Origin of the sequence: Novosphingobium taihuense (assembly GCF_007830315.1) — a bacterium.
GTDB classification, from domain to species: domain Bacteria; phylum Pseudomonadota; class Alphaproteobacteria; order Sphingomonadales; family Sphingomonadaceae; genus Novosphingobium; species Novosphingobium taihuense.
The window spans coordinates 472,397-496,154 of the sequence record NZ_VLKJ01000002.1 but is presented as its reverse complement, the minus strand read 5'-3'; the positions used below and the strand labels follow the sequence as shown (position 1 = coordinate 496,154).

The following is a 23,758-nucleotide window of genomic DNA, read 5'->3' as shown; positions in this document are numbered from 1 at the left end:
GTCTGCTTGTCCAATGCCACGGCTTTCGCTCCGTAATTGCGTTGCGTCCCTTTGCGCGATTCGCAAGCACGGGTGTTCTCCCATTTGGGAGCATGAAGTCGTGCCGCGTCCAAGATGGGCGCAAACCGCGCAGTCATCGCGGATGTGATTCAGGCCATCAGGTGAACAGCACGAAACGCAGACCCGTCGATAACAGTGGGTCTCGCTCTGCCGGTTCTGGGCATTCTTCCAGCTTTCTGATCAGCCTTTCAGCCTGAAGAATGCCCCTCCACGCAGATACAGGCACATGGCAGCAAGTGTTTGTGAAAAGCCTGCTGGCTGCACATCGACGTGGGACTCAATCCGCCAACCCTTATTCGGCCTTGGGCGCCTTCTTCGGGTTGTAGTCGATATCTTCCCATTTCTCGTCGCGCCAGGCGATGTACCCCTTGATGCCCTTCTCCGCCGCGATCTTGCCAAAGTTTCCGGCATTTGGCCTGATCCGGGCAGAGGCCATGTGCCAGTGAATTGCCATCATAAGGGAATTCTTGAAGCCCATCATTTCGTAGGCCTGGTTGAGCGAACCCTTGTTTGCGGCAAGCATGTCGGGGGGAATGGATGCAAGCGCTGCTACTTCCTTCTCGACCTCTGCATCGAACGCATCAGTTGGAAAGCTCTTGGCCACCCAGCCCCAGGCGGCGGCCTGCCTGCCGCTGATTGTCGACCCTGTGAGTTGCATGTACTTCGCATGGGCCATGCCCATCTTCCACGGGAAGTAGCCGGTGTCAGGAGTCGACATTTCGCGGGTGGGCGGGTAGCCGATCCGCGCATCGTCGGCGACGAAGACGATGTCGCACATCGACATCACTTCAGTGCCACCCGCCATGCATGCGCCGTGCACCTTGCAAACCACCGGCTTCAGGCAATCCCATATCGTCAGCCAGTCTTTCACGCAGTTGCGCGCATACTGATCGGTCCACTTGTCGAATAGTTCTGCCGAGATGAAACCACCTTCGGGCGGAGAATAGCCGCGCAAGTCATAACCGCTGCAGAACACCGGACCTGCGCCGGCAAGCAGGATGACCGAGACGGCATCATCGCGTTCAGCCCGCTTGATCGCCCCCACCAGTTCTCCGCGCATGGCACTGCTCAGCGAATTGCGCGAACTGGGATCGTCCAGCGTGATGCGGGCGATCCGGTCCGCCACATCGTAATGAATGTATGTATAATCAGACATGGCACCCTCTCTTCCATCCTGCCGCAGCCGACGCGCGCCCGCCCGCCTGTCGCCAGATCCGGAAAGGATTGCCGAGCACGCAAGGCTGGTGTGCATTCGCCCGGGAGAGGCAGTCAATCTGCCATGCCCGGGCGCGCATCGCCAGTTCAGGCTGCGGATTTGCCCCTGACCAGTTGCCAGGTGACTTCAGCTACACGCTTGCCCATGTAGCGAGCCGTCGCAAGGTCGGATTCGGGCGGGGCGACGTCCGGGCCTTCGTCTGCATTCGAAGCGGCTGCAGCTCCCATCCAGAAGCCAAGGCGGTTCATGTTGTCTGGCGAACCGGTGGTCGAATTGTTGCCGGGCGGCAGATCCAGATTGATCCAGTGCATGCCATGTTCTGCTGCGAAGACCGCAAGCTGGATGAAGGTCGCAAGCTTGTCGCCTGCGTGCGAGGCGGAATTGGTGAAGCCCGCAGCCACCTTGTTTTTCCAGGTCCGGCCAGCTGCAAAGACCGGGCGTGACGTTGAATCCTGAAATGCTTTGAACTGCGCCGAAGGGCCACCCATGTACGTCGGCGTCCCGAAGATGATGGCGTCTGCCTGTTCCAGCTTGTCCCACGGAATTTCGTCTTCACCGATGGTCACGAACAACAACTCGGCCCCTTCGACCGCTTCAACGCCTTCTGCCACGGCCCGTGCCTGACGGGCAGTATGCCCGAATCCGCTGTGGTAGACGATCGCTACCGTAATCCTGGTTGGTGTGGATCCCATTTCGATACTCCCCTTTCCAATGCTTCCGCGAGAACGTATGCTTGTGTGCGCAACACAATTACATAACAAGGCGTCAGCGTGAGCGGCGGGGCATTCGGATGTCGCAATCAGCATGCGGATAAATTGACCCTCAAGGGAACACGGGTGCCCAAAATGGTCGCTCCGGACTTGCGCGGCCATTGATGGAGAGATGCCTGCCTGAGGGCAGGATAGTATGTGCAGCCTGATACGTGTATCAAATGGCGCTCGGTGGAAGGGGCTTCCCGCCTGCCGTGCTGGAAAGGAACGATGCGATGCCTACGTCCACCCGCTTTGCGGTGGCCATACATGTCCTGTCAGGCATAGCCCTGCACGACGGCGAAGCAGTTCGATCAGAAGATCTTGCACGCAGCGTCAATACCAATTCCACTGTCGTGCGGCGCATCCTCGGCCTCCTTGCGGACGCTGGCATTACCCGTTCGCTGATGGGCCAGGGCGGGGGCTCGATCCTGTCCCGCCCTCCAGAGCAAATTACATTGCTCGACATCTACCGCGCCGTCGAGGATCAAGGGGTTTTCTCGCTGCACCGCTCTGAACCCAATCCTAACTGCTCGCTGGGCCGCCACATCGTCCCCGTGCTCGAGACGGAGTTCCGCCGGTTCTCGCAGTCAATGGAAGGCGAACTGGCCGGAACCTCGCTGCGAGACGTGATCCGCAAGGTCGAAACCCGCGCTGGCAAGCCTTTCTCGACACAGCGCTGGCGCGCTGTAACAGCAACGGGGCTTGATCGATCGGCGGGCTGATTGGGGTCGCTGACGCCTGATTGTTCAGTACCAGCACCTGGCTACAGAACCGCCATGAATGACTGCCAGCGCTGCGATCCGGTGCCTCCACAAGCCGGACAAATCCGCCGGGAGCCGGAGGCGTAGAACCGGCTAAATCAATCTTCCTGACCCAAAACACAAATCGCACGACGCTGCACCAATCACCATATCGATTTCGCAAGGCGCAGCAAAACTCGGGGACGCCTCATCTCGAAACGTGCGCTAGACATGGCGCGAGTGCAGTTTTGAAGGCTGCCCACCCACGCCATGGAGAGGAGCGCCAAGCATCATGGTTCCGCAACTGAGCAACGTGTTCCAGATTGCTTATGCGTCGAACGACGTTGAAGTGGCAGCCAAGCTCCTGCGTGAGCGCTTCGGCACAGGTCCCTTTACGATCCTTGATCCGCCCGGCGACCTTATGCGCATCGGCCTCGCCTATGCGGGTTCCACCATGTACGAAATCATCCAGCCCCTGAACGACACCACCGGACTTTACGCAGACTGGATTGCGGGAATCGAAGGTTTTGCGCTGCGCCATCACCATCTTGGCATGCTGGTGGACACTGCGGATGACCTGGCCGCGATAAGGGCTGCGCATCTAGAAAGTGGCTCGGCCATCGCGACTGAGGGCTCCATGCCAGGCGCGCTCGATTATCTTTACGTCGATACAACCCCATTGCTGGGACACTATCTGGAATACGTCCGGCTCGACGAGGGTGGCCGCGCGATGTTCGCACAAGTGGTGGGCAGCCCATTCTGAAGGCCTCGCCTGCGGGTTTGTGACCGAGCCGTTCGGCAGACGTAGTGGCCCCAACCTATAGCTGGAAAGACGATACGATGGATCACGTGAGTTTTGAGAATCGCGTTGCGGTGGTGACAGGTGCTGGCAGCGGCCTTGGGCGAGGCTATGCGCTTGAACTGGCTCGCCGCGGCGCCAAGGTCGTCGTGAACGATCTTGGGGGCAGTCCTTCTGGCGAGGGTGCTTCGGCCAGCGCGGCGCAGATCGTGGTTGATACGATCCGCAGCGCAGGTGGCGAAGCCGTTGCCAGCATGGACAGCGTGGCAACGCGCGAAGGCGGAGCGGCCATCATCCAGACCGCGCTCGATACCTGGGGCAAGGTGGACGTCCTGATCAGCAATGCGGGCTTCCTGCGCAACAATCGCTTTGAAGACCTGAGCGACAATGAAATCGATCCAATCGTCGACGTCCATCTGAAAGGGGCGTTTTATGTCGGCCAGCCGGCCTACCGTGCGATGCGCGCGCAGGGGTACGGCAGGATCCTGTTTACCGGTTCGTCGTCCGGCATGTTTGGCCACGCCTGGCAGGCCAACTACGCCGCCAGCAAGGCAGGGATGGTGGGCTTGTCCAATGCAGTGGCTATCGAAGGCTCGGCCTATGGCATCCAGTCGAACGTGCTGCTGCCAAATGCCCTTTCGCGCCTGGAAGAAGTCATGACGCCAGGCTACATGGAAATTCCAGCCTTTGCGGAAGCCCTGCAGGCAACCGATTTCTCGTTCGCGGATGGGCGCATGCCGCCTGAGTTCACGGTTCCGTTGGCCATCTATCTCGTCAGCGAAGCCTGCAGCGCCACTCAAGGGATCTACTCGTCCAACAGTGGTCGCTATGCCAGGGTGAGAGTCTGCGAAGCGGAAGGCTGGGTGGCGCCGGCGGGCACCACGCCACCCTCGGCCGAGGACATCGCGAGCCATTTCGAAGATATAAGCGAACTGCGCGAATTCAGCCTGCCGCGGCACAACTACGACGAGTTCACTATCGGTGCCCAAGTCGCACGCAAGCAGGGCGTGCATTCCTGACGTCTACACATTTTTCGCGGAGCGAACGCAATGACGACAAAGATCGGTATCATCGGTGCCAACTGGAGTTTGAAGGTACACGGCATGATCTGGCGACAATTGCCAGATGTTGAAGTGGTTGCCGTCTGTACTGCCCACAAGGAGACCGCAGAGGCGGCCGCCGCAGCATTCAATATTCCAAAGGCCTACTGGAACATCGCCGATCTCGTCGCCGATCCTGAGATCGACATCATCGATGTCGGCAGTCGTCCGGCATATCGCCCTGAAATGGTCATGGCTGCACTGAACGCGGGCAAGCATGTCTACAACGCCCTCCCGTTCGCGATCACGCTCGATCAAGCCAAGGCACAGACGGACCTTGCCCGCGAGAAAGGGCTGATCGGTGTGGCCGATGCCCAGTTCCGCTGGGGTACAGCTGCCCTGCAGATGAAGCAGATGATCGACGAAGGGTTCCTCGGCAAGGTGCTGGGGTTCAACATGCAATTGCTCATGCCGCTGTGGGAGCGGGACGGCCTGATCTACCCGGCTTGTGCCTATCCGGAAGCCGGCATGGATCCATATCTGTGGCTTGCAGACAAAACGAGCGGCGGCAGCGCATGGCGCAACTTCGGCACGCACTCCACCCTGTTCCTCTCGCACCTTCTGGGACCGGTCAAATCGGTCACTGGCTTGCAGACAACCGGCATGAAGGAGTGGCCCCTGCCCGACGGCACCGTGCTCAAACCCGATACTGCTGATCTCGGATGTGCTGTGCTTCAATTGGAGAACGGCGCGATCGGAAACCTGCAGACCGGTTGGTGCGTGCCGGATTCGGAAGTCATGCGGATCGAAATCTGGGGCGACAAAGGCCGCTTGCTCTACACCGACCCCACATTTGGTGACGGCGTCAGCGCGAAACTCTATGCCGGGCCCGTAGCGCAGAAGGAATATGGCGAACTGACCGGCGGTCTGGTCGACATTGCACCGGAGCATTTCGATGTACCCAACACGCCGTGGAACAAGGAAAACAGCCCGCCATACATGGTCGCGATGAGCTGGATGTTCCACAACATGCTCGAAGCCATAAAAGGCAACAAGCCTGCATCGCCCAGCTTCGAGGAAGCCCTGCATGCGCATAAGGTGGTCATCGCGCTCGAACAGTCGAGCGAGACCGGTCGCCGCATCGAACTGGCCGATCTCTAACCAGGACGTCGTTTCGCCTGCCCGGAAATGCTCCGGGCAGGCGAAGGTTGGCTAGATCATGTCTGTGCGGGAAATGGCTTCGGTGCCGCCATCAACGTACAGGATCTGCCCGAGAAGATAGCGACCTTGCAACGTTGCGAGAAACGCGATTGCTTCTGCAAGTTCCTCCGGCTGACCATAGGGACAGTCTGACAGGGCGATCGGCGTGTACCGATCAAGCATTGCGAGCCCTTCCTTGCTTGCAAAGAAGCCAGCGGTCATCGGCGTATAGACGCGGCCGGGCGAAACGCCGTTAAGCAGGATGCCGGAGCCCGCCCATTCCGGTGAGATGGCAGCCCGGCGCAGCCAACGTGCCAAGGCGTTCTTGCTGCTGGCGTAACCGGTGCCGCCTTCGGGATCGATACCTTGGGCCAGCGCCAGCGCCGCGCCTTCATCACCTGCCAAGCAGGCATCCACCACCACAGGATCGAATTCCGACAACGATGCCGTGGAAACAATCGCCACAGCACGCGGTGCCTTTGATCGTAGCAGGAGAGGCCGCAACAGTTCGAACGTAGCCACCGCGCCGAAGTAATTGATCGCAAGCAGGCGCGGAGCAGGTGCAGGAGCCGGCGCGCCGGCAACAGCAATTACCGAATCCACGCCATCGGGTGCCAAGCTGGCTACTGCTGCCGCCATGGCCTGTCGCCCAGCGGGCGTTGAGAGATCGGCCACAACCTCGACATCCCGAAGATCGACACCGATGACCCGATGTCCTTCCGCCGTCAGCTTTTCCGCAGTCGCGCGACCGATCCCGGAAGCAGCCCCGGTAATTACAATGGTTCTTTTCATGACGTCACCATGCTTTCTTGTTGCGGCAAGGCAGGATTTCGCGTGCCAACGGTCAATGGTGGGACAGTCACAGTGGCGCTCCGTCAGGCATTGCGCGCGATCCTACGTCCGTAAGCGGCGACCCGTCCGGCAATCTGCGCAGCGCGTTCATCAGCATCGAACCATACGGTCGAAGCCGGGAGCTCTGAACGCAACCTATCGATGGTGGTCAAATGCAGCTTCGCGTCGATCGGCCTTCCCTGCGACTTCATGGCCTGCCAGCGCAAAATCATAAGGACATTCGCCTGCCCACCTGTGTCGAGCCAGTTGGCGACGCCAGGGTCGCGCCGTGCGATCACGGCACGAATTCGCCCGTCCGGATCGACGGATGACTGTGCCGCCGTGAGGCTGGACTGGACGAAGTGATAATCGAGCGAGCGATAGAGCCAATCGGTCAACTCCACCGCTGCATAGCCCGCATCGGCCGGATCGTAATCAATGATCGCTGCATCATCCGGGCCAAGGCAAAAATGACCGGTGGTGACACCCTGCGTCGTCAAGCCGACACCCACGCCTGCCAGCGTTTGCGGAGGAGGCATTGTATTGACTGACAGCGAGCTGAGCATGTTCTGGAACCAAAAGTACTGGTACACATCTGACAGGGCCTTTGCCGTGCCCTCTGCAAACATCTCTTCAAGCCCAAGGGGTGCTGCCCTTGCTTCGCCCAATCGCTCAATAGACAGGTCCAGCGGCGTTTCATCGGTCCAGTCCATCATCGAATCGCGCACGAACAGAAATTTCGTCCCCGCGTGAGTCATGAGATGGTTTGTTCGCCCGGCACTGGGACTCTCATCGATAGTGACAACGAAACTGCCATCGGCCTGCCAGGCGAGCTGATGGTCTTCAACCAGTTCGACCGTCGGCGACGTGCCATAGTTGTTTGTCAGCGCGATCGACACGTTCGCTGGCTTTCCGCCGGCAAGCCGCCCTGTCAGACGATAGCGAGTGCCATGCGCAATGCCTGCAAGGCGATAGCAATTGTCAGGGTTGTCCCCACCGGTCCTGGAACCGGGTACACTTGCCCCATGCCATTCGTATGCCGGCATGAAATTGCGCACGAGCCGTGGATGTTGGCTGTCTGAAGCGGCGGCCTTGAAGAACCAGTTGGTGAGGAATTCGTCGGCCAGCGCGTCGAGGTGCGGGCGACATTCTTCGGGCAGGCGATCACCATAGCCCATGCCGTAAAACCTGGCGATCTGACTGCGTACTGCCTCCGCTCGCGGATCCTGGCGCATTGCCCGTACGTCACCCTCGGCGGCCCACTGGTCCGGATTGTCGATGGGATTGAACAACGTGATTCTCCCAAGGTTCGCGGCACTTCGGCGCAGCAATGTCACCGTTGCTCGCGGCGGATGCCGAACTGATCGATGTAGGCACCGAACGCACCTTCGATGGCAGCCTCGTCGAGCCCATAATCTGCCAGCGAGTATGCCCTCTGCGGCGCCTTTCCGTGACGATCGCGTTCGAGGTGTCGCAGCATCCGGTCACGGGCATCTCCACCAAGCCGAAGGCCGAAAGTGTCGTACATTTCCGACACTGTTTCGATCGGGCGGGCGATGAGGTCCGAAAAAACAACGTCCACGACCTTGGCGTCGCGACCCGGGCCATTTCGCCACGCCGCGTAGGCATTCATCGTGGGTGCCCAGATGGCCAGCTGTTCCTTGCCGAGTTCCAGCGGGTCCAACAGCTGATCCGAGAAAAGACCGCGCAACGCAGCCATCAGGCTGGCCATCGAGGGAATGACCTTGCCAGGATCGCGATGGTTCACATAGATCAGCGCATCAGGAAAAGCGATACGCAGCTCATCCCAGGTCATGATGTGCCCCGGCGTCTTCAGGGCCCAGCGTTCTCCGCCCGACTGCGTCTGCAGATACTGCATGAGCCCGATCTGCCAGCGAAAGGCGATAGCCGATTTGTCTGCCACGGCAGCCTGAAATTTCGGTACGTTCCACAAACCACCGAATATTGCGGTGCAGGCACCTTCCTGAAGAAACAGGCATTCCTCAGGCAGTTCCGCACCGAATGGATGCATGGCTGTCAGATGATCGCTGGTCATGCCCTGAAAATCGAGCAGCTCTTGGTATATCACTGAGCGAGCGTCGCCTTCCGGACCATCAAGCGGGACAGGCATCGCCGCTTCGAACGCTTTGGCCACACGAAGTGCAGGGTCCTGCGCCAGCAAGCCATGCAGAAACGTCGTCCCTGCGCGCGGCATGCCAGTCCCGATCAGCGGCGCGGATATGCGCGCCGCTTCGACCCCGTTTGCATGCTTGCGGGCATCGAGATAGCGCAGCCGCGAGACCAGCATGGTCATGAGACGTGCATAGGATCTGCGCCTTCCCAAGGCCGACAGATCTCCCGTGGATTCTATGCCTTCGCACAAAAGCGCGAAATCGTATCTAAATCGTTCTTCGTCCCATCGACGCCCGCCCCAATCGGAAAGTCCGGTAAACTCTTCGGCCTGAGACAGGAGATTTCCGCTCTCCAACGTGCCTCGCCAGTCGCCGAAAATGGCGGCGTAGGGCTTGTCAGTGACGTTCACCATTTCCGACGCATCTGATTGCCAACCAGCCGATGGCGCAGTTGCTCCGCGCGTTCTTCCGTCGTTGCGCGAGCAGACTTGTCGCCAAGGTATTGCGGCACTTCGGAGAGCTTCATTTTTCTGACCTGCGGCGTCGGTGTCGATGAACAGCGATACCAACGCCCGATCAGCATCCCGTAGCTGCTGCCACCGGTGTCGAGCCAGTTCGCATAGCCCGGCTCTTCGTGCGAAAGCACCGCGCGGAACTTGCCGTCCGGGTCGATCTTCGCGCTAAGGCCGTTCAGGCTGCTTTGGCGATAGGGGATATCAACCTGATTCCACAGGCCGTCGATAACCTGCACATTCCAGTACGTGCGCGTTTCGGGGAGGTCGCTTTCGATAACCAGCGCCTCGTCTTCGGCGATGTCGAACACCATCTCGAAATAGGCCTGTGGCCAATCCTTGCCGTTGCCCATCTCCTGAAAGGTGTGGATGTGCATCTGGTTCACAAACCCAGCGTCGTGCGTTCGCTTGATCTGGGCGAGCGCGACCCTGCTCACGTCGATAGCGTAGTCGAAAACTTGGCGCAGGCGTTCATCGACTTCTGCCGGTGTCGCCCGCACTTTCGGACCTGCCACTGGATCGAGCCGCTCAATCGCAAGGCGTACGTCGCTTTCGTTGCCCCAATCATAGGAGAACTGGCGAACCATGATGAAGTCGGATGCGGGATCAAGGTACAGCCAGTCTCCCTCATGCCCTCTGGGTCGTTCGGCACTGAAGATCACCGAAAACCGTCCGTTGTCGTCAAGTGTCAGGTCATCGAGATCATAATTCCCGAAGCCCTTCCCCATCTTGAGCCCGTCTGTACCGAACATCTTGTTACCCGTGGCGAACCCGGCAACAGGCGCATTGCCGCGCTCGCCGGTGATCCGGTACGTGCCTGTCCCATCAAGCTTGGCGACATAGTAGACCGCATCGGGATTGGGCTGCAGCATGAAGCCGGAATTGAGGTAGGGAACAAATTCAGGATAACGCGGATCGCTCATCATCAGCAGGAAATAGGCCTGCGCCAGATTCATCGAGAATTGACGGAAGAGGTCAGCTCGCAGCTGCTCATTCACCGGGGCCGTGGCTTCTGCGAGAATGGTCTCGCCGCGCTTGAGCAGATCGACATATTCGGACCAGGTCTGCATCTCGATTCCATTCCTCAATCGTGCGTGTTCAGGCCGGGTCCCATTCAAGATAGAACCCGTGCACAGTGTTGATCAGCCCTGCTGCCATCCGTGGCTGCGTGCCGGCAGCGATGCGGCATTCGGGCATCTTGCCGATCCATTCTTCCAGAAAAATGCGGATCTCGCGGCGCGCAAGCCTTGCGCCGAGGCATGTGTGCGGCCCGCTGCCGAAGTTGATATGCCTTCGTGCCTTGCGGCGCGGATCGAACAACATGGGTTCGGGATTGACCCGCTCGTCCAGCCCACTGAGCGGGTAGATGCTCAGAATCTGATCCCCCTCGCGGATGGCGACCCCGCAGAGTTCGGTATCGCACTTGGCAAGCCGAGCGATGTTACTTGTCCCGAAACGGCGGGAAATCTCATCCACTGCGCCCTCATGCAAATCCGGATTCTCGCGCAGTTCCCGTTGCAGTTCGGGATGACGAGCAAAGTGGACCATCGCGAACGACGTGGTGTTCATGACCGTCTCCAGTCCGCCAGTCACGACGAGCTGCACGACGTTGTGGCGTTCGGTTTCGGTAAGGTCTCGCCCCATGACCTGGGCACTGACCAGCATGCTGACAAAATCGTCGGTCGGCCGCACCTGCCGCTCGCGGATAAGGTTCGCAATGTAATCATGCGTTTCTGCCGCTGCCGCTTGCGCCGTATCCTGACCAGGCACGTTCCGCTTTGCCAGATCGAGAAGATAGGGAGCATCGTCTTCCGACATGCCAAGCAAGTTCAGAAAGGTGATGACTGGCATGATGCCGGCAAAATCGAGAGCAAAATCACAGCTCCCCTGCGGCCGTAAACGTTCGATGATATCTACGGCAACCGCGCGCGCCCTCATCCCGGCTTTGTTCAGCAAGGCCGGCGTAAACGCCTGTGCGACAAGGCGGCGGAACGGCCCATGCTCTGGCGCATCCATCTGGCTGGGCCCGGTGTGGGGAATTATGCCCTTGGGAACGAACGGCTCCAGATTGGAGAAGCGGTCCGCTTCGGTCGTCAGCTTGGCCATCTCGGCGTAGCGCGTGACGACCCAGTGGCCACCGTTCCGGGGAGTCCAGAAGATATCAGGATGAGTGTCCTGAATGGTTTTCCAAAGCGCGTGAATGTCGTCCGAATATCCATTGACAAGACCGGGCAGATTGTAAGGATCAAAGTCCCTCACAAGTTCGTCCGGCACATGGCTCGGCTGCTCTACAACCATGCTTGGCATGTTCATCCGCCCTCACCCTCTTCGCGATGATCCAAGACATACGAGACAGAAAATCCGGTCGTGGTGGACGTCCAATCCGGCAATGCCGCCTGTTGTTGCTGGCGAAGGGGTGTTGGAAAAATGCCGATCCCGCACGTTCACCAACACCCGCCCCCCCTTTAAGCCGCGCCTGCGGCAGCAGCGCGATGGATTTCCTCGGTGGTCGGATTGCGCCGCAAAGTCAGACCGCCATTCACGTTGAAAGTCTGACCCGTCATGAAGCATTCATCACCAGCGGCATAAAGGGCCGCGTTGGCGACGTCCTGCACGGTGGTTATCCGACCAAGCGGATACTCGCGCGTGAACGCATCGATGACCGCCTGCGGGAACTGATCGTTGAGGATCGGAGTGACCGTCAGCCCCGGAGCCAGGATATTTGCGCGGATGCCATACTTGCCGAACTCATTGGCCACCGTGCGGGTCACGTGGTTAAGGCCAGCCTTGGCGCCCATGTAGGCCGCGTGATTTTCAAACATGATGTCTGCAACGGCGGACGTGACGTTGACGATGGCTCCGCCACCCGCTTCCTTCATGGCTCCAATCGCGGCTTGCATGAACCAGATGCCGCCCTTGAAAATGATCGACAGCATCTCGTCGATCTCGGCCTCGGTCATGTCCTCGAAGGGACCGTACTGGGGAGTGGCAGCGGCATTTACTGCCACGTCGACCTTTCCGAACTTGCTCCTGGTCTGTTCAAACAGCGAGAACACGGCATCACGATTTGAGACGTCGGCCGGGATAGCGGTTGCGCCGGTTGCGGTCGCAAACGCCTCAAGACCTGCAGCCGAACGCCCTGAGACAACCACCGTAGCGCCTTCCTTGATGAAAAGCTCGGCGATAGCCTGTCCCATGTTGCCACTGCGCGTCGCGCCCATGACGATTGCAACCTTGCCTTGCAGTCTGCTCATTGAAGTCTTCTTCCCTTCTCGCGATCCATCCTCGTGGGCAGTGCGGATGCTCGGCTCAACTGCCCGGCTTGATCCCGCTTCAGTCTTCGGGTGCAAGCGTGACCTTCAGCCCATCGAGCGCGGCGGTGAAGGCGATCTGGCATGACAGGCGTGACCTGTCGGTCTTGTGGTCGGAGCTGTCGAGCAGGTCATTTTCATCCTCGCTGCGCGACGGAAGTTTTGCTGCGAACTCTTCGTCGACATAAACGTGGCAGGTTGCGCAGGAGCAGCATCCGCCGCAGAGCGCGAGCAACTCGTCGAAGCCGTTGTCGCGAATGATTTCCATCACCGAGACACCGCCTTCGGACTCGATTGCACGTTCATGCCCTGCCCGATCCGTAACCTTCAAAGTTGCCATGATTTCCAAAGTCCTTCTGCGAACTACCGGCGCCGATCATTCCACCAGGATGCGCTGAGCGCATCGCGTCAGACGTTTGCCCGAATTAGCGAGCTATCAAGGCACTGTTGGCGTGCCGTAGTCCAGCACATGAGCAACGATGCCCTGACGTTATCAGCTATGGGATGCCTGCGTCATGCCCGGCTATGACATATCTGAATGGCGGTGTTGCTGTTGCCCGGATCACAAGCCGTAACGGTCGATGTAATCGGCAAATGGGGCGATTAGTGGGGCATTCTTCTCGATGCGCTCGTACGTATGCCCTTCTCCCGCGCTCTCGGCGTTGGCGACGTGCCATGCATGCATCGCAGCCTCGGCCTCGGTCGACAAAGTCAGCCCGAATTTCTCGTAGATCGATCGCACCACGCCTAGCGGGTCCCGCCTGATATCGCCCTGCAGGACGTTGACGAAACGCTCCGGATGGCGGTCCTGAGCAGCCATCGTCCGGCGTACACCTTCAAGCCAGAACCTCGCCTCACGCGCGAGGCGCCTTTCCCGGTCAATCGGCTCGTTGGTCAAGGCCATGTAGAAATTATTGAGAAGGCTGACCAGCGAAGCGATCGAGCTGGCTGGATGACGATGCGTCTGGATGATGCAGGCATCGGGAAACACTGCCAGCAGTGCGTCGATACCAAAGACATGGCTTGGATTCTTGAGCAACCAACGACGATCATCATTCAGACCGACAAGGCGCAGCAAATCCTTGTATCGTCTGTATGACGGCGTTTCGTCCGCGGTCATCAGCCACTTGTCATAAAGCGACAGATCCATCTGCGACCCAAACACGTTGGAGCAGAACTCCTGCGCGAGCGGAATAATGCATTCGTCGACGTCGTCTGGCTCGATTCCGTGCGCGACCATGGCCTGCGGAGCGATGGCCTTCAGCTGGTCGACCATGGCAACGGCTGCCTGATAGTGGGGATTGCTCGGCCATGTCTCACGGGGGGGGCGAACCTGCGGCGCTTCGCAGAGCCATTTTTCGATGCCCTGGAACTGCCTATCCTGGCTTAGCAGATTGTGCAGCGCGGTCGTGCCCGTTCGTGGCACGCCTATGACCACGACAGGCGCAGTGACTTCTCGCGTGCGGTATTCCGGATGCGCGTTCCACTGTGACTGGGTGATCAGGCGATCCTCAAGCGTCCCGACAATGATCTGCTCTGCCGCAATCGCCTTCCCGCCATCAACACCTTCGTCATCCAGCGATTCCAGCAAGACCCGAAATCCGACGTGATAAGCATCATCGCCGAAATCATCGAGACCGGTCTGAGCCGTGGCACGCTGGTGAAATTCTGCAAACCGTGACTGCCAGTTCTGTGCCATAGCCATCAGCCCCACGGATCAATCTGGAGCTTGCCGCTGCCGCTGGTCCCCTTGCGGAACTCCTCGAACGCAGCGGATGCCCCGTCCATGCCGACGATGTCCGTCACCATCGCGCGGGCCAGATCCGTGTCGCGATCGATCGCTGTTGCGCTCGCGGCAAAATCCTCCCGGGTGAAAATCGTTGACCAGCGCACGGTCACGTCCTTGATCATGGCCATGCCGGGAACGATCGTGTCCGGCTGAAGGCAGAAGCCGAGACCGACGACCAGGCCGCCGCCCTTCACCAGATCTATCGACCGGTTGATCACGCCTGGCATGCCCGCTGCCTCGAACACGATGTCAGGTGCACCTCCGAGGATCGAATAGATCTCGTCCTTTGCCTCATCACTTTCGACAATAAACTTGTCTCCGCCCATCTTTTCACTCAGCGGTTTGCGTCGATTGCTCGAAGCCAGCATCACGACGTTCTCAATGCCGCGTTGACGAAGCCAGAACAGCACCGAAAGGCCGATCGGGCCGGGACCGATGATCAGTATCTTGCTGGTCTTGTCCGGATTGGCGAGCCGCACCGCTCGCCCACCGACAGACAAGGGTTCGACCAACGACGAGTCCTCTATGCTCATTGTCGCAGGCAGAATGGTTGCACCGCGCGCATGAACACGCGCATATTCGGCAAGGCCATGCGCGTAACCCTGAAACTGGTTGGTGCACAGCAGATCGATCCCGCTCTTGCACCCTTCGCAATGCCCGCATCCGATCACAGTCATGGCTGCGATGCGATCGCCGATCTTGAGATGATCCACCCCTTTGCCCAGCGCAACAATTTCGCCGCCATATTCGTGGCCAAGCTGGCTGTCGGGTGCCATCGGGAAACTGTGACCGCTGGTTGCATGGACATCGGTTCCGCACACGCCACAGCGTGCAACGCGGATTACAACCTCGCCTTCGCCCGGTTCCGGATCCGCAATGTTTTCCAGCGCAAGTGGCTCACCCGGCCCCTTGTACAGCAATGCACGCATCGGGTTATCCTCTTCCAATCATGAATGAAACACAGCCTATGGCACCCGACGTACCTGAGACAGCACCTGCTCCTGCCGGGTGCGCACCAGTTCGTCAGAGCCGTGGTGTGTCGCGAGATAGAGCTGGTCGCGCTCAATCGCCGAAACGACCTGCCTTGCCACGTCAGCCGGCTCGAGAAAAACGGCGTCAGGGGGGATAAGTGCGGCTATGGTCGGGTCGCTGTTGATGGCAGTCTTCACGAGACCAGGACACAGCACTGTAACGCCGATAGCGCTTCCTGCCGCTTCTAGATCTGCACGAAGCGTCTCGGAGAGTGACACTGTTGCCGTCTTGGCCGCGTTGTAGAGTCCATTCCAAGGCACGACTATCAGCCCAGCCATTGAGGCTGTATTGACGACATGACCGCGCCCTGCCGCTACCATGCCCGGCACAAACAACCTGATTCCGTGAATTATGCCCCAGAGATTGACCCCGATCACGCGCTCCCAGTCAGGTAGCGGATTCTCCCAGAGCGGACGGAAGGGCGAGACGATACCGGCATTGTTGCAGAGGATATCCACCCTGCCAAACCGCTCCAGAACCGCATCGCGAAAATGCTGCATGTCTGCTGCATCGGCCACGTTCGTTGCCCGCGCGAGGACTTCGGCGCCACCTTGTGCCAGTTCGTCGGAAACAGCATTGAGCCGGTCTTCATCGATGTCCGCCAAAGCGAGTTTTAGCCCCCGGCTGGCAAAGAGCGTTGCCATGCCAAGCCCGATGCCGCTCGCCGCGCCCGTCACGACGGCTACCTGCCCTTCGATGAGCTTCATCCAAGCCACCCTTCTGCCCATTGTACAGCAGCACCTTGCGGGCGAAACAACATCGCGCTTTCACTTCGAACGCGATCCATAGCGCTGCTCTATCCCAGCAAGCATTGCCTATCCAGAGGAAGGACGCCGGGCTTGCCTCCAACCATCAGCAATCACATTGTCGATTTCGGCAGATGGTGATCCAGGTCGTCAGTCCGGATCATGCGAAGAAGCCTTGTCGCCAACTGCGATCAAAGTGACATACCGCTGCCGAATGTTGTGCCGGGTTTACTGCGGCTATTCCAACTTCATCGGACACAAGGTTGATCTGCCCGCAGACGCGTTGGCGACTACTTCTTTGGACTCAACGCACGGACCAAGAAAGACAAGGGCCTCGGAGAATCGGCAGGGGCTTGGCAGCACACAGGGTGCCGACGAAAACGTAAATAGTGCAAACGCCAACCGCGCTCCGGGGCTTTACCCCGGAGCGCGGCGCCAGACACCTCAGAAAGCAACGCTGACGGTAGCACCGAACGTCCGCGGTGGGCCGAAAGTGACAGTGCCGTATCCGAACGTGGCAAACTGGACCTGCGACGCAGTGCCGTAATGCTTGTTGAACAGGTTACGACCCCAGATCTGCAGGCTGACCGGCGAGTTCATCACATTGCTCCAGTTGATCGACCCATTCGCCAAGAAATAACCGGCAAGGGTGTTCAACTCGCCACCAGCGGCCCTGTCGAAGTCTCCCAGCCTGTTCGCCTGAGTGATCGAGCTCGTGTAATATCCGGACACGGTCGTCGAGAGACTGCCTTGGCCTTCGGCAAGACCCCAATCATATGTGATGGATCCGTTGAGCTGATGCTTGGGTGTCTGCGCCGGTGTAGCACCACTCAGATCGACTGGGGGAACATAGCTCGGATCAGGAGCCGGACCACCCAAACCAGGATAGATGAACTCATCAAACTTTGCGTGGATGTAGTTGTAGTTGAGGTCCAACGTGAGCCTGTCCACAGGCGAGAAGCGCAGCTCGAAGTCGAGGCCGTAAACCGTTTCCTTTGCGGCATTGACGACCCCGAAGCCGGTTCCGCCATTGGGGTAGTTCGCGTTGGCGAAGACCTGCTTGTTCGAAATCCTGCCATGATAGAGCGCGACGTTGGTACGGATCGGCCGGTCTCCCAGCTCCCAATCAGCCTTCACACCGACTTCGATCATCGTGTTCTTTTCAGGCTCGAAGGTCGTGCGGCCAGCATCACGAAGAGTGAAGTTTGTGCCGCCAGCCAGATAGCCATGGCTGATCTTTGCGTAGCCGAGCACCCTGTCACTGAACTTGTTGGTGATGCCGAACAGCCAGCTCGGCGCCTTGAACTTGGCACCTCGTGACGCTGAGCAATACGCAGGATCAAAGTCCGGGTAGCCGATCAGACTGCTGGTGTCGCATGGCCTTGCTTGCGTGGGCTTGAAATCCGCGCCGAAGATCGGAAGCGATCCCAGTGGCGTGTTTGGATTGGCCAGATTCGACCCAGCCGTGACGTTGGAATTGACAGTATCCCAATTGTAACGGAACCCGCCTTGCACACCAAGGGTATCGGTTAGCTCGTACTCGGCGTTAGCATAGATAGCTTTCGACCGGATTTCCTTGGTTTCGAAATTGTTCACGCTGACGACGTAATTGGCAAGGCCCGGGAAGACATCGCCCAAGGTGATTGACGAACCTGGTGCGACCGGGAAACCGGCGAAACCAGCAAAAATGCCTTGGAGAACGTTGGCGTTGATACCAGTCGTCCGGCGCAGGAAAGAGTAATAGCCGCCAACGCTTGCCTTCAGGCCGATGTCAGAATTCTCGTACCGCAAGGTAAGGTCGTCAGTCCACTGTGAAGCTTTGTCTTGCCTTTGCACGTCCGTGGTAACGACGCTTATCCCCGGAGGAACTTCGTGCGTATGCGTATCATCGTTCCGGTAACCGAAAACGTTCCGCAAGGACAGGTTGTCAGACACTTCCAACTCGGTCCGGTTCTGAATGCCGTACAGGCTGGCCTTACCGAAAAGATCCGGCTGCCTCCCCGTGACATTCGGGCCAAGATGGATCGTGTTATAGGTGCCGAGTTTCGCCCCCAGAGCGGGCAAGGACATGCCCGACAGGCTCGGTGCGAACTTCACGGGGACAGCCACATACGGGGCTTCATCGCGATTGTAATAGTCCACGATCAGGTCATTCTTGAGTGGCCCAGTGTCAATCGACATCGTGCCACGCAGAGAATAGTGATTTTCGTCCTGGTAGCTTGACGGGAAGCCTGGCGCTGCATCCAGGTTCTTCACGTATCCGTCACGCTTGACGTAGTTTCCGGCAAAGCGGAACCCGATCACGTCATTGACCGGAATGTTGACCATTCCTTCGAATTCTCGGCGATTGAAGTTGCCGTAGCCTGCCTTCAGTGAGGCTTCGAATTCGCTGGTGGGCCGCTTGGTGCGAACCGAGATGGTGCCGCCGGTCGTATTCGTGCCGAACTGGGTCCCCTGAGGACCCTTGAGAATTTCCACCGTCGAAACGTCGTAGAATGAGTACATCATCCCGACTGTCGAGATCAGCGGAACGTCGTTGAAATAGAGCGCCACACCGCCATCGATGCCAAGTTCGGTCGAAGTGCCGCGAATGGCAAACACCGGAACACCGCCTGTTGCGTTGTTCGAAATGGTCAGGCCTGGCGTGACTGTCTGCAAGTCCGCCGCGGACAGGATAACCTTACTTTGCAGCTCGTCTGACGTAAATGCGGAGATGGTGATTGGCAGCGACTGCGCCGACTCCCCGACCTTGCGAGCGGTAACCACGATCTCGCCCAAGGTCGTATCAGAGGCCTGCGGATCGGCGGATGTGTTCACTTCTTCGTTGGCAAAAGCAGGCTCTGCAACAAGCGCCATCGAAATGGCCCCCAATGAGACTGCAAGCATTCGATCAAACTTGACGCGCATGGATCCCTCCCTCGAATCTTCTGTTCCCGTCTGGTAGCCAGCAGGAGTTGCCAATCCTTCTATTGAGAAGCAGGGCAACATACGACACTCTTCGGGAGGGTGTGGGTCACCAATCAGAAATGAAATAAGGCCAAACCCTGGCCCTCAGAGGGTCAAGCATCAGACCAGTGCTGCTTCAAAAGTGTGCAGCCAAATGGGGGCTATTTTGCGTGTTGCAACCAAGCCCTGCAAGCCTGTGCAAAGGCCATCAACTGCACGCTGCACAGGGTTGTCAGAATTATAAAAAGAGACGTTTGCCAGTGGCACATCTTTGCCACTGGCAATAGAGATGATTGTGCAGTTAGCTTGATGCGCTTTCCATGCAATTGGCAACTGGGCTTGTCGTACTCTGCACAAGATGCACAGCAATTTCTTCGTGCAAAGCAATTGCGTATTCGTCCTTGTGCTCCAACAGTATCTGCGTGGGCGCAGCAATACCGATCGAGAGCCGCTCGTCACTGTTCTCCAGCGTTGGGAGACGCATCGCAATGACACCGGCTCCAACCGTCACGGTGTCATGCTGGAAAGCATAGCCATTCGTGCGAACGGCGTTTATCCGCTCATGCAAGACAGGGACCGGAACCTTGACATCAACCTCCTGCGGTTCAGCGTTGTACCGCAGGCCGATCCGGGTAATCTCGCTATCGGGCAGATCGGATATGAGCGTGAGGCCCGTTGCCGAACAGGCCAGTGGACGCCTTGACCCCTTAACCACATAGATCCGCATCGGGTTGGTTGCCTGAACGACATGGATATACTGCGACCAGATATGATTGCGGATCGCCAGAACGACGGCCTGACCCGTTCGAACATTCAGGCGATGCATCAGGCGAATGAGCGGACCATCGCTGAGCAATGGAGCGTTGACCCAATTGCCCAGCAAGGCGACGCGTGTCGTCGGCGCAAACGCCCGGGTAGGAGCGTTGTATGAAAGATAGCCCATTACCACGAGGCTACGCAGCAGTACCGAGGTGCTCGATTGCGGCAATCCCAGCAACTCGGACACTTCGGATACGAGGGCTTCACGCTTGAGTACATCAAACAGCTCGAGAATCCGAAGCACCCGACCAGCGGATTTCACGATCTGGTCCGTGTCATCCTGTTCGTGGCCTGCGACCCATCGCTCTCCGAGCGCCTGACCCAATCTTGCGAGTTCCATGCGTACTCTCCCAGTGATTTTGAAGCACCCTAACAGGTGTTCGGTTACTGGGCAACTGCCATGCAAAGCGGGCACGTCGCAGCACGATCTCTAGTGCTCGCGCATAGCTTTTTTCACGTTTATTTACAGATGGATAGTTCCACACCTTCGGGTGGTGCGAGAGGTAAATGCGATCTACGCATCACGGCGAATGTCAAAGGCCGTGCAGTTGCTCCCGGGCGAAAGCTGCGGCCAACCTAAACGAATCAATAGACCGGGAATGAAGGGGCAAGAGTGATTGGAAAGCATGGATCAAACCACCTAACCGTTCGGCTTTCACGACATTTCCGGCACGTGCGAGCGCTTGCGCATAGGCCTCACCTTCATCGCGCAGCGGATCGTGTTCTGCAGTCAGCAGCAGTGTCGGCGGCATCCCACTCAGATCGGTGCTTCTCAACGGGCTCAAAGACGGAAGATTCCGATCCGCGTTGCCAGCGTATTGATCCCAACACCACATCATGAACGCACGGGTCAGCAACTTGCCATCGGCATTTTCGAGATATGATGGCCTCTCGAAATCATGATCGCAGACAGGGTAGACAAGGATTTGGCATTTCAACTTCGGTGCGCCGCTGTTACGCAGTTTGAGAGCAACGGCCGTAGCCAGATTGGCCCCCGCACTATCACCCGCAACCCCGATGCGCTGCCCGTCAAATCCCAGCGTTTCGGCTTGCGATGAGGCCCATTCAGTGACCGCAAGGCAATCGCTCAACGGTGCCGGATACGGATGTTCAGGCGCGAGCCGGTAATCAACCGACACCACGGCGCATTCGGATTCATGCGCCAGAAAGTGCGATCTGAACTCGTCCCCGTCGAGCGATCCCCGCACCCATCCGCCACCATGGAAGCTGATCAGTACGGGATGGGGGCCTGTGGTGGACGGCCGGTATATCCTGACCGGAATGGCATGGCCCTCCGGGCTCGAAACTGCTCTGACTTCAACTGAGACCGCATGGCACAGCGGCGGTATCTTCACCGGAGTTGCCCGCATGGCCCCAGCCAGCTCGATGGGCGGCTTGGTGAAATCTGGCTGTGGCAAGGCGTTGACCACATCAAGGATCGCCTGAAACTCCGGGTCCATGCTCATGCCTTCAGCTTACGTCCTGCCATTGGGGCGCGAATGCGAGCTTTATGCTTCCGGCATGGCCGCACCAACAGCGGCCACTTGCCGACGGACCCATTCCTCCTTCGGAGCAAACGTCGGATCTGCCATCACCATGTCCCTGGTCCTGGCGACGATGACGTCTTCGGGCTCGTCAAGATCAAGCGGCTCGGCGCAGGGCTGGGCAATGTACCACGGCGATCCCGCATAAAGTTCAAGACGATTGCCCTCAGGGTCGAAGCAATAAATGCTCCATGCATTGCCGTGGTTCATCGTACGATCGACCCGAACGCCTTCTGCCTTGATGATCTCATTGAAAGTCTTGAGATCACCAAGCGATTCAAGCCGGAATGAAAGTTGATTGATCAGACCTTCGCCCATGGCGTCGCTCCGCCCCTCCACCAGCACGACCTGATGATGTTCGGTGGGGCTGCGGCTGAGGAACACGATCTTTCCGCCGCGATCGGTCTGGCCAGCATCCGTCACAACGAGACCCAAGACCCTCTGGTAGAACGCGGCCATGGCGTCGAGGTCCCGAACGTAGAGGCCGACGTGTTTGAACTGTGCGTTTGGCGGTGCGAGGGTCATATTGCCTTCTTCTGCTGTCGTCTTGCGGATTGAAGTGGGGCACTCACGATGCCCGGATCAGACCACCATCGACGTACATGGTCTGGGCCGTTATCAAATCGGCATCCGAGCTGGCGAGGAACGAGAGCATTCCAGCCATATCCTCGGGCGTTGGCGGCCGCGGAATCGCCTGCCGTTCTGCAAGCACCCCGTAGAGTTGCTCGGACGTCTGCCCGCGAAAGTTCGGTGCCCGCGCCAGTGTCCCCTCTGTGCGGGTGAAGCCGGGACCGATTGCATTGACGGTTATGCCATCGGCTCCAAGTTCACTTGCCAGCGCGCGGGTAAAACCGATCACGCCGCCTTTGCTCGCAATGTAGTGCGTGAGACCCGGTGCAACCTGTCCGAAGCTGTTGGACGCCATGTTGATTACCCGGCCCCACTTGCGCTCGCGCATGCCTGGAACAAAGACCTTGCTCACCAGGAAAACGGAATCGAGATTGACTGCGTGCATCCGTCGCCAACCGGCCAGGTCAAGATCCTCAAACCGGCAGCTAGGGAATATCCCGGCATTGTTGACGAGGATGTCGCACCGACCGAAAGCGCGCAGAACGTCATCCCCCAGCCTGCTGACATCTTCTGGGCTGCTGACATCGCATTGAAAGGCAACTGCGTGGCCGCCCACGGCCTTGATCTCGTCCAACGTCTGGCTGCAGGTGTTGAGATCGACGACAGCGATCGAAGCACCCTCGCTCGCCAGTCTGACCGCAAAGGCACGACCGATCCCTGCAGCGCCGCCTGTGATGACCGCGACTTTGCCTGAGTGTCGCTTTTCCATAAGTTTTTCCTGTTCAGTAATCCAGATTAGCCCGCGAACGCTGGATACCTCAGCCGATTGCAAAGTCGGCTGCTTCCTTGGCTATGCCGTTGCGCAGCACGCCGATCCCCGAGATTTCGATCTCGACGGTATCGCCTTCCTTCATCCACAACGGCGGCTGGTGAAACGCACCGACCCCGCCGGTCGTGCCGCAAATGATCACATCACCAGGTTCGAGAGTGATGAATGAGGAACAGTAGGCGATCAGCGCCGGCACATCGAAGATCAGATCATCCAGTGTTGCGGTTTGCACTTCCTGACCATTCAAACGGGTCTTGAGCGATAAGGCACCGACGTTGGGAATTTCATCTGTCGTGACCATCCACGGTCCGAATGCACCGGTCCGCGGAAAATTCTTGCCCGGCGAAAACTGCTGCGAATGGCGCTGCCAATCGCGCACGCTGCCATCGTTATAGCAGGAATAGCCGGCGACGTAATCCAGAGCGTTTTCGACAGGGACATAGCGTCCGCGCTTGCCAATGATGACGGCAAGCTCGCCTTCATAATCGAATTGATCCGACACTTTGGGGCAAAGCATGTCCTGATTGGCGCCGACCTGGCTATCGGCGAACCGCAAGAAAATCATAGGCTTGGTCGGGACTTCCCTTCCCGTCTCCTTGACGTGGCTGGCAAAGTTGACACCAACGCAGAAGATCTTGTCCGGTTTGGGAACAACCGGCAGAAGACTGGCCTCGACAAAGTTAGTGGCGGGCGGATTGCCCAGGCACGAGCGGGCATATGCAAGCCCATCCTTGTCAGCCAGAAGATCGCGCAGCGAGGAGTAGCGGCTGCCGAGATCGATGATCCCTTCAGGCGCATCGATGGTACCGGTCACAATGCCAACGCTCTCGCGACCATCCTTGCCGATGTAGCTGGTCAATTTCATATCTCAGGCCTTCATGTTGAAATCG

Annotated in this window: 22 protein-coding genes; 4 read left to right on the top strand and 18 right to left on the bottom strand. The window is 58.6% G+C overall.

What is annotated here, in order from left to right:
• Window positions 1–352: 352 nt before the first annotated feature.
• Both IQ25_RS07155 and IQ25_RS07150 read right to left on the bottom strand, forming a co-directional pair.
• Window positions 353–1,216 carry an enoyl-CoA hydratase-related protein gene (locus IQ25_RS07155; protein WP_144904168.1) on the bottom strand — a complete coding sequence of 288 codons (864 nt, stop codon included), beginning with the start codon at window positions 1,214–1,216 and terminating at the stop codon, window positions 353–355.
• 146 nt (window positions 1,217–1,362) lie between these two features.
• Window positions 1,363–1,968, bottom strand: a complete 606-nt coding sequence (locus IQ25_RS07150; protein ID WP_144904166.1) for a flavodoxin family protein — start codon at window positions 1,966–1,968, stop codon at window positions 1,363–1,365.
• Window positions 1,969–2,261: 293 nt separating this feature from the next.
• On the opposite strand from IQ25_RS07150, the gene IQ25_RS07145 reads away from it, so the two are divergent.
• The 4 genes from IQ25_RS07145 to IQ25_RS07130 all read left to right on the top strand — a co-directional run bounded on the left by IQ25_RS07145 (window position 2,262) and on the right by IQ25_RS07130 (window position 5,768).
• Window positions 2,262–2,750, top strand: a complete 489-nt coding sequence (locus tag IQ25_RS07145) for an Rrf2 family transcriptional regulator (protein ID WP_144904164.1) — start codon at window positions 2,262–2,264, stop codon at window positions 2,748–2,750.
• Between the two features lie 310 nt (window positions 2,751–3,060).
• Entirely contained in the window at window positions 3,061–3,531 is a 471-nt protein-coding gene (locus IQ25_RS07140; protein WP_144904162.1) for a VOC family protein, read from the top strand.
• A 77-nt stretch (window positions 3,532–3,608) separates the two neighbouring features.
• On the top strand, window positions 3,609–4,586 hold the full coding sequence (locus IQ25_RS07135; RefSeq protein WP_144904160.1) for an SDR family NAD(P)-dependent oxidoreductase: 978 nt from the start codon (window positions 3,609–3,611) through the stop codon (window positions 4,584–4,586).
• A 30-nt stretch (window positions 4,587–4,616) separates the two neighbouring features.
• Window positions 4,617–5,768 carry a Gfo/Idh/MocA family protein gene (locus IQ25_RS07130; RefSeq protein ID WP_144904159.1) on the top strand — a complete coding sequence of 384 codons (1,152 nt, stop codon included), beginning with the start codon at window positions 4,617–4,619 and terminating at the stop codon, window positions 5,766–5,768.
• Between the two features lie 51 nt (window positions 5,769–5,819).
• On the opposite strand, the gene IQ25_RS07125 is transcribed toward IQ25_RS07130, so the two are convergent.
• The 16 genes from IQ25_RS07125 to IQ25_RS07050 form a co-directional block, all read right to left on the bottom strand.
• On the bottom strand, window positions 5,820–6,599 hold the full coding sequence (locus IQ25_RS07125; protein ID WP_144904157.1) for an SDR family oxidoreductase: 780 nt from the start codon (window positions 6,597–6,599) through the stop codon (window positions 5,820–5,822).
• A gap of 83 nt (window positions 6,600–6,682) precedes the next feature.
• Window positions 6,683–7,930 (bottom strand): hypothetical protein, encoded by a 1,248-nt coding sequence (locus IQ25_RS07120; RefSeq protein ID WP_144904155.1) that lies wholly within the window; start codon window positions 7,928–7,930, stop codon window positions 6,683–6,685.
• A 41-nt stretch (window positions 7,931–7,971) separates the two neighbouring features.
• Window positions 7,972–9,183, bottom strand: coding sequence for a sulfotransferase family protein (locus IQ25_RS07115; protein WP_144904153.1), 1,212 nt, complete (start codon window positions 9,181–9,183; stop codon window positions 7,972–7,974).
• The gene (locus tag IQ25_RS07110) at window positions 9,177–10,352 is read right to left on the bottom strand and encodes a DUF1214 domain-containing protein (protein WP_144904151.1); all 1,176 of its coding nucleotides are present in this window, start codon (window positions 10,350–10,352) and stop codon (window positions 9,177–9,179) included. Before IQ25_RS07110 ends, IQ25_RS07115 begins: the two co-directional genes overlap by 7 nt.
• Before the next feature lie 28 nt (window positions 10,353–10,380).
• Window positions 10,381–11,589, bottom strand: coding sequence for a cytochrome P450 (locus tag IQ25_RS07105; RefSeq protein WP_158637703.1), 1,209 nt, complete (start codon window positions 11,587–11,589; stop codon window positions 10,381–10,383).
• Window positions 11,590–11,747: 158 nt separating this feature from the next.
• Window positions 11,748–12,536, bottom strand: a complete 789-nt coding sequence (locus IQ25_RS07100) for an SDR family NAD(P)-dependent oxidoreductase (protein ID WP_144904147.1) — start codon at window positions 12,534–12,536, stop codon at window positions 11,748–11,750.
• Between the two features lie 79 nt (window positions 12,537–12,615).
• Window positions 12,616–12,933, bottom strand: a complete 318-nt coding sequence (locus tag IQ25_RS07095; protein ID WP_144904145.1) for a 2Fe-2S iron-sulfur cluster-binding protein — start codon at window positions 12,931–12,933, stop codon at window positions 12,616–12,618.
• A 222-nt stretch (window positions 12,934–13,155) separates the two neighbouring features.
• Window positions 13,156–14,298 carry a sulfotransferase family protein gene (locus tag IQ25_RS07090; RefSeq protein ID WP_144904143.1) on the bottom strand — a complete coding sequence of 381 codons (1,143 nt, stop codon included), beginning with the start codon at window positions 14,296–14,298 and terminating at the stop codon, window positions 13,156–13,158.
• A complete protein-coding gene (locus IQ25_RS07085; protein WP_144904141.1) occupies window positions 14,298–15,311 on the bottom strand; it encodes a zinc-dependent alcohol dehydrogenase in 1,014 nt (337 codons plus the stop codon). The genes IQ25_RS07090 and IQ25_RS07085 overlap by 1 nt, the downstream gene beginning before the upstream one ends.
• A 36-nt stretch (window positions 15,312–15,347) precedes the next feature.
• The gene (locus tag IQ25_RS07080; RefSeq protein ID WP_158637702.1) at window positions 15,348–16,121 is read right to left on the bottom strand and encodes an SDR family NAD(P)-dependent oxidoreductase; all 774 of its coding nucleotides are present in this window, start codon (window positions 16,119–16,121) and stop codon (window positions 15,348–15,350) included.
• A 483-nt stretch (window positions 16,122–16,604) separates the two neighbouring features.
• A complete protein-coding gene (locus tag IQ25_RS07075; RefSeq protein WP_158637701.1) occupies window positions 16,605–19,067 on the bottom strand; it encodes a TonB-dependent receptor in 2,463 nt (820 codons plus the stop codon).
• Between the two features lie 340 nt (window positions 19,068–19,407).
• On the bottom strand, window positions 19,408–20,265 hold the full coding sequence (locus IQ25_RS07070; RefSeq protein WP_144904135.1) for an IclR family transcriptional regulator: 858 nt from the start codon (window positions 20,263–20,265) through the stop codon (window positions 19,408–19,410).
• Between the two features lie 193 nt (window positions 20,266–20,458).
• Entirely contained in the window at window positions 20,459–21,391 is a 933-nt protein-coding gene (locus IQ25_RS07065; RefSeq protein ID WP_144904133.1) for an alpha/beta hydrolase, read from the bottom strand.
• 42 nt (window positions 21,392–21,433) lie between these two features.
• Window positions 21,434–21,994 carry a VOC family protein gene (locus IQ25_RS07060; protein ID WP_144904131.1) on the bottom strand — a complete coding sequence of 187 codons (561 nt, stop codon included), beginning with the start codon at window positions 21,992–21,994 and terminating at the stop codon, window positions 21,434–21,436.
• A 43-nt stretch (window positions 21,995–22,037) separates the two neighbouring features.
• Window positions 22,038–22,808 carry an SDR family NAD(P)-dependent oxidoreductase gene (locus IQ25_RS07055; RefSeq protein WP_144904129.1) on the bottom strand — a complete coding sequence of 257 codons (771 nt, stop codon included), beginning with the start codon at window positions 22,806–22,808 and terminating at the stop codon, window positions 22,038–22,040.
• Window positions 22,809–22,857: 49 nt separating this feature from the next.
• Entirely contained in the window at window positions 22,858–23,733 is an 876-nt protein-coding gene (locus tag IQ25_RS07050; RefSeq protein WP_144904127.1) for a fumarylacetoacetate hydrolase family protein, read from the bottom strand.
• Window positions 23,734–23,758 lie beyond the last annotated feature (25 nt).

What these genes read in the sequence shown, in the direction of transcription:
- IQ25_RS07155 (WP_144904168.1), bottom strand. Translation starts at nt 1,216, where the DNA reads ATGTCTGATTATACATACATTCATTACGATGTGGCGGACCGGATCGCC.
- IQ25_RS07150 (WP_144904166.1), bottom strand. Translation starts at nt 1,968, where the DNA reads ATGGGATCCACACCAACCAGGATTACGGTAGCGATCGTCTACCACAGC.
- IQ25_RS07145 (WP_144904164.1), top strand. Translation starts at nt 2,262, where the DNA reads ATGCCTACGTCCACCCGCTTTGCGGTGGCCATACATGTCCTGTCAGGC.
- IQ25_RS07140 (WP_144904162.1), top strand. Translation starts at nt 3,061, where the DNA reads ATGGTTCCGCAACTGAGCAACGTGTTCCAGATTGCTTATGCGTCGAAC.
- IQ25_RS07135 (WP_144904160.1), top strand. Translation starts at nt 3,609, where the DNA reads ATGGATCACGTGAGTTTTGAGAATCGCGTTGCGGTGGTGACAGGTGCT.
- IQ25_RS07130 (WP_144904159.1), top strand. Translation starts at nt 4,617, where the DNA reads ATGACGACAAAGATCGGTATCATCGGTGCCAACTGGAGTTTGAAGGTA.
- IQ25_RS07125 (WP_144904157.1), bottom strand. Translation starts at nt 6,599, where the DNA reads ATGAAAAGAACCATTGTAATTACCGGGGCTGCTTCCGGGATCGGTCGC.
- IQ25_RS07115 (WP_144904153.1), bottom strand. Translation starts at nt 9,183, where the DNA reads ATGGTGAACGTCACTGACAAGCCCTACGCCGCCATTTTCGGCGACTGG.
- IQ25_RS07110 (WP_144904151.1), bottom strand. Translation starts at nt 10,352, where the DNA reads ATGCAGACCTGGTCCGAATATGTCGATCTGCTCAAGCGCGGCGAGACC.
- IQ25_RS07105 (WP_158637703.1), bottom strand. Translation starts at nt 11,589, where the DNA reads ATGCCAAGCATGGTTGTAGAGCAGCCGAGCCATGTGCCGGACGAACTT.
- IQ25_RS07100 (WP_144904147.1), bottom strand. Translation starts at nt 12,536, where the DNA reads ATGAGCAGACTGCAAGGCAAGGTTGCAATCGTCATGGGCGCGACGCGC.
- IQ25_RS07095 (WP_144904145.1), bottom strand. Translation starts at nt 12,933, where the DNA reads ATGGCAACTTTGAAGGTTACGGATCGGGCAGGGCATGAACGTGCAATC.
- IQ25_RS07090 (WP_144904143.1), bottom strand. Translation starts at nt 14,298, where the DNA reads ATGGCTATGGCACAGAACTGGCAGTCACGGTTTGCAGAATTTCACCAG.
- IQ25_RS07085 (WP_144904141.1), bottom strand. Translation starts at nt 15,311, where the DNA reads ATGCGTGCATTGCTGTACAAGGGGCCGGGTGAGCCACTTGCGCTGGAA.
- IQ25_RS07080 (WP_158637702.1), bottom strand. Translation starts at nt 16,121, where the DNA reads ATGAAGCTCATCGAAGGGCAGGTAGCCGTCGTGACGGGCGCGGCGAGC.
- IQ25_RS07075 (WP_158637701.1), bottom strand. Translation starts at nt 19,067, where the DNA reads ATGCGCGTCAAGTTTGATCGAATGCTTGCAGTCTCATTGGGGGCCATT.
- IQ25_RS07070 (WP_144904135.1), bottom strand. Translation starts at nt 20,265, where the DNA reads ATGGAACTCGCAAGATTGGGTCAGGCGCTCGGAGAGCGATGGGTCGCA.
- IQ25_RS07065 (WP_144904133.1), bottom strand. Translation starts at nt 21,391, where the DNA reads ATGAGCATGGACCCGGAGTTTCAGGCGATCCTTGATGTGGTCAACGCC.
- IQ25_RS07060 (WP_144904131.1), bottom strand. Translation starts at nt 21,994, where the DNA reads ATGACCCTCGCACCGCCAAACGCACAGTTCAAACACGTCGGCCTCTAC.
- IQ25_RS07055 (WP_144904129.1), bottom strand. Translation starts at nt 22,808, where the DNA reads ATGGAAAAGCGACACTCAGGCAAAGTCGCGGTCATCACAGGCGGCGCT.
- IQ25_RS07050 (WP_144904127.1), bottom strand. Translation starts at nt 23,733, where the DNA reads ATGAAATTGACCAGCTACATCGGCAAGGATGGTCGCGAGAGCGTTGGC.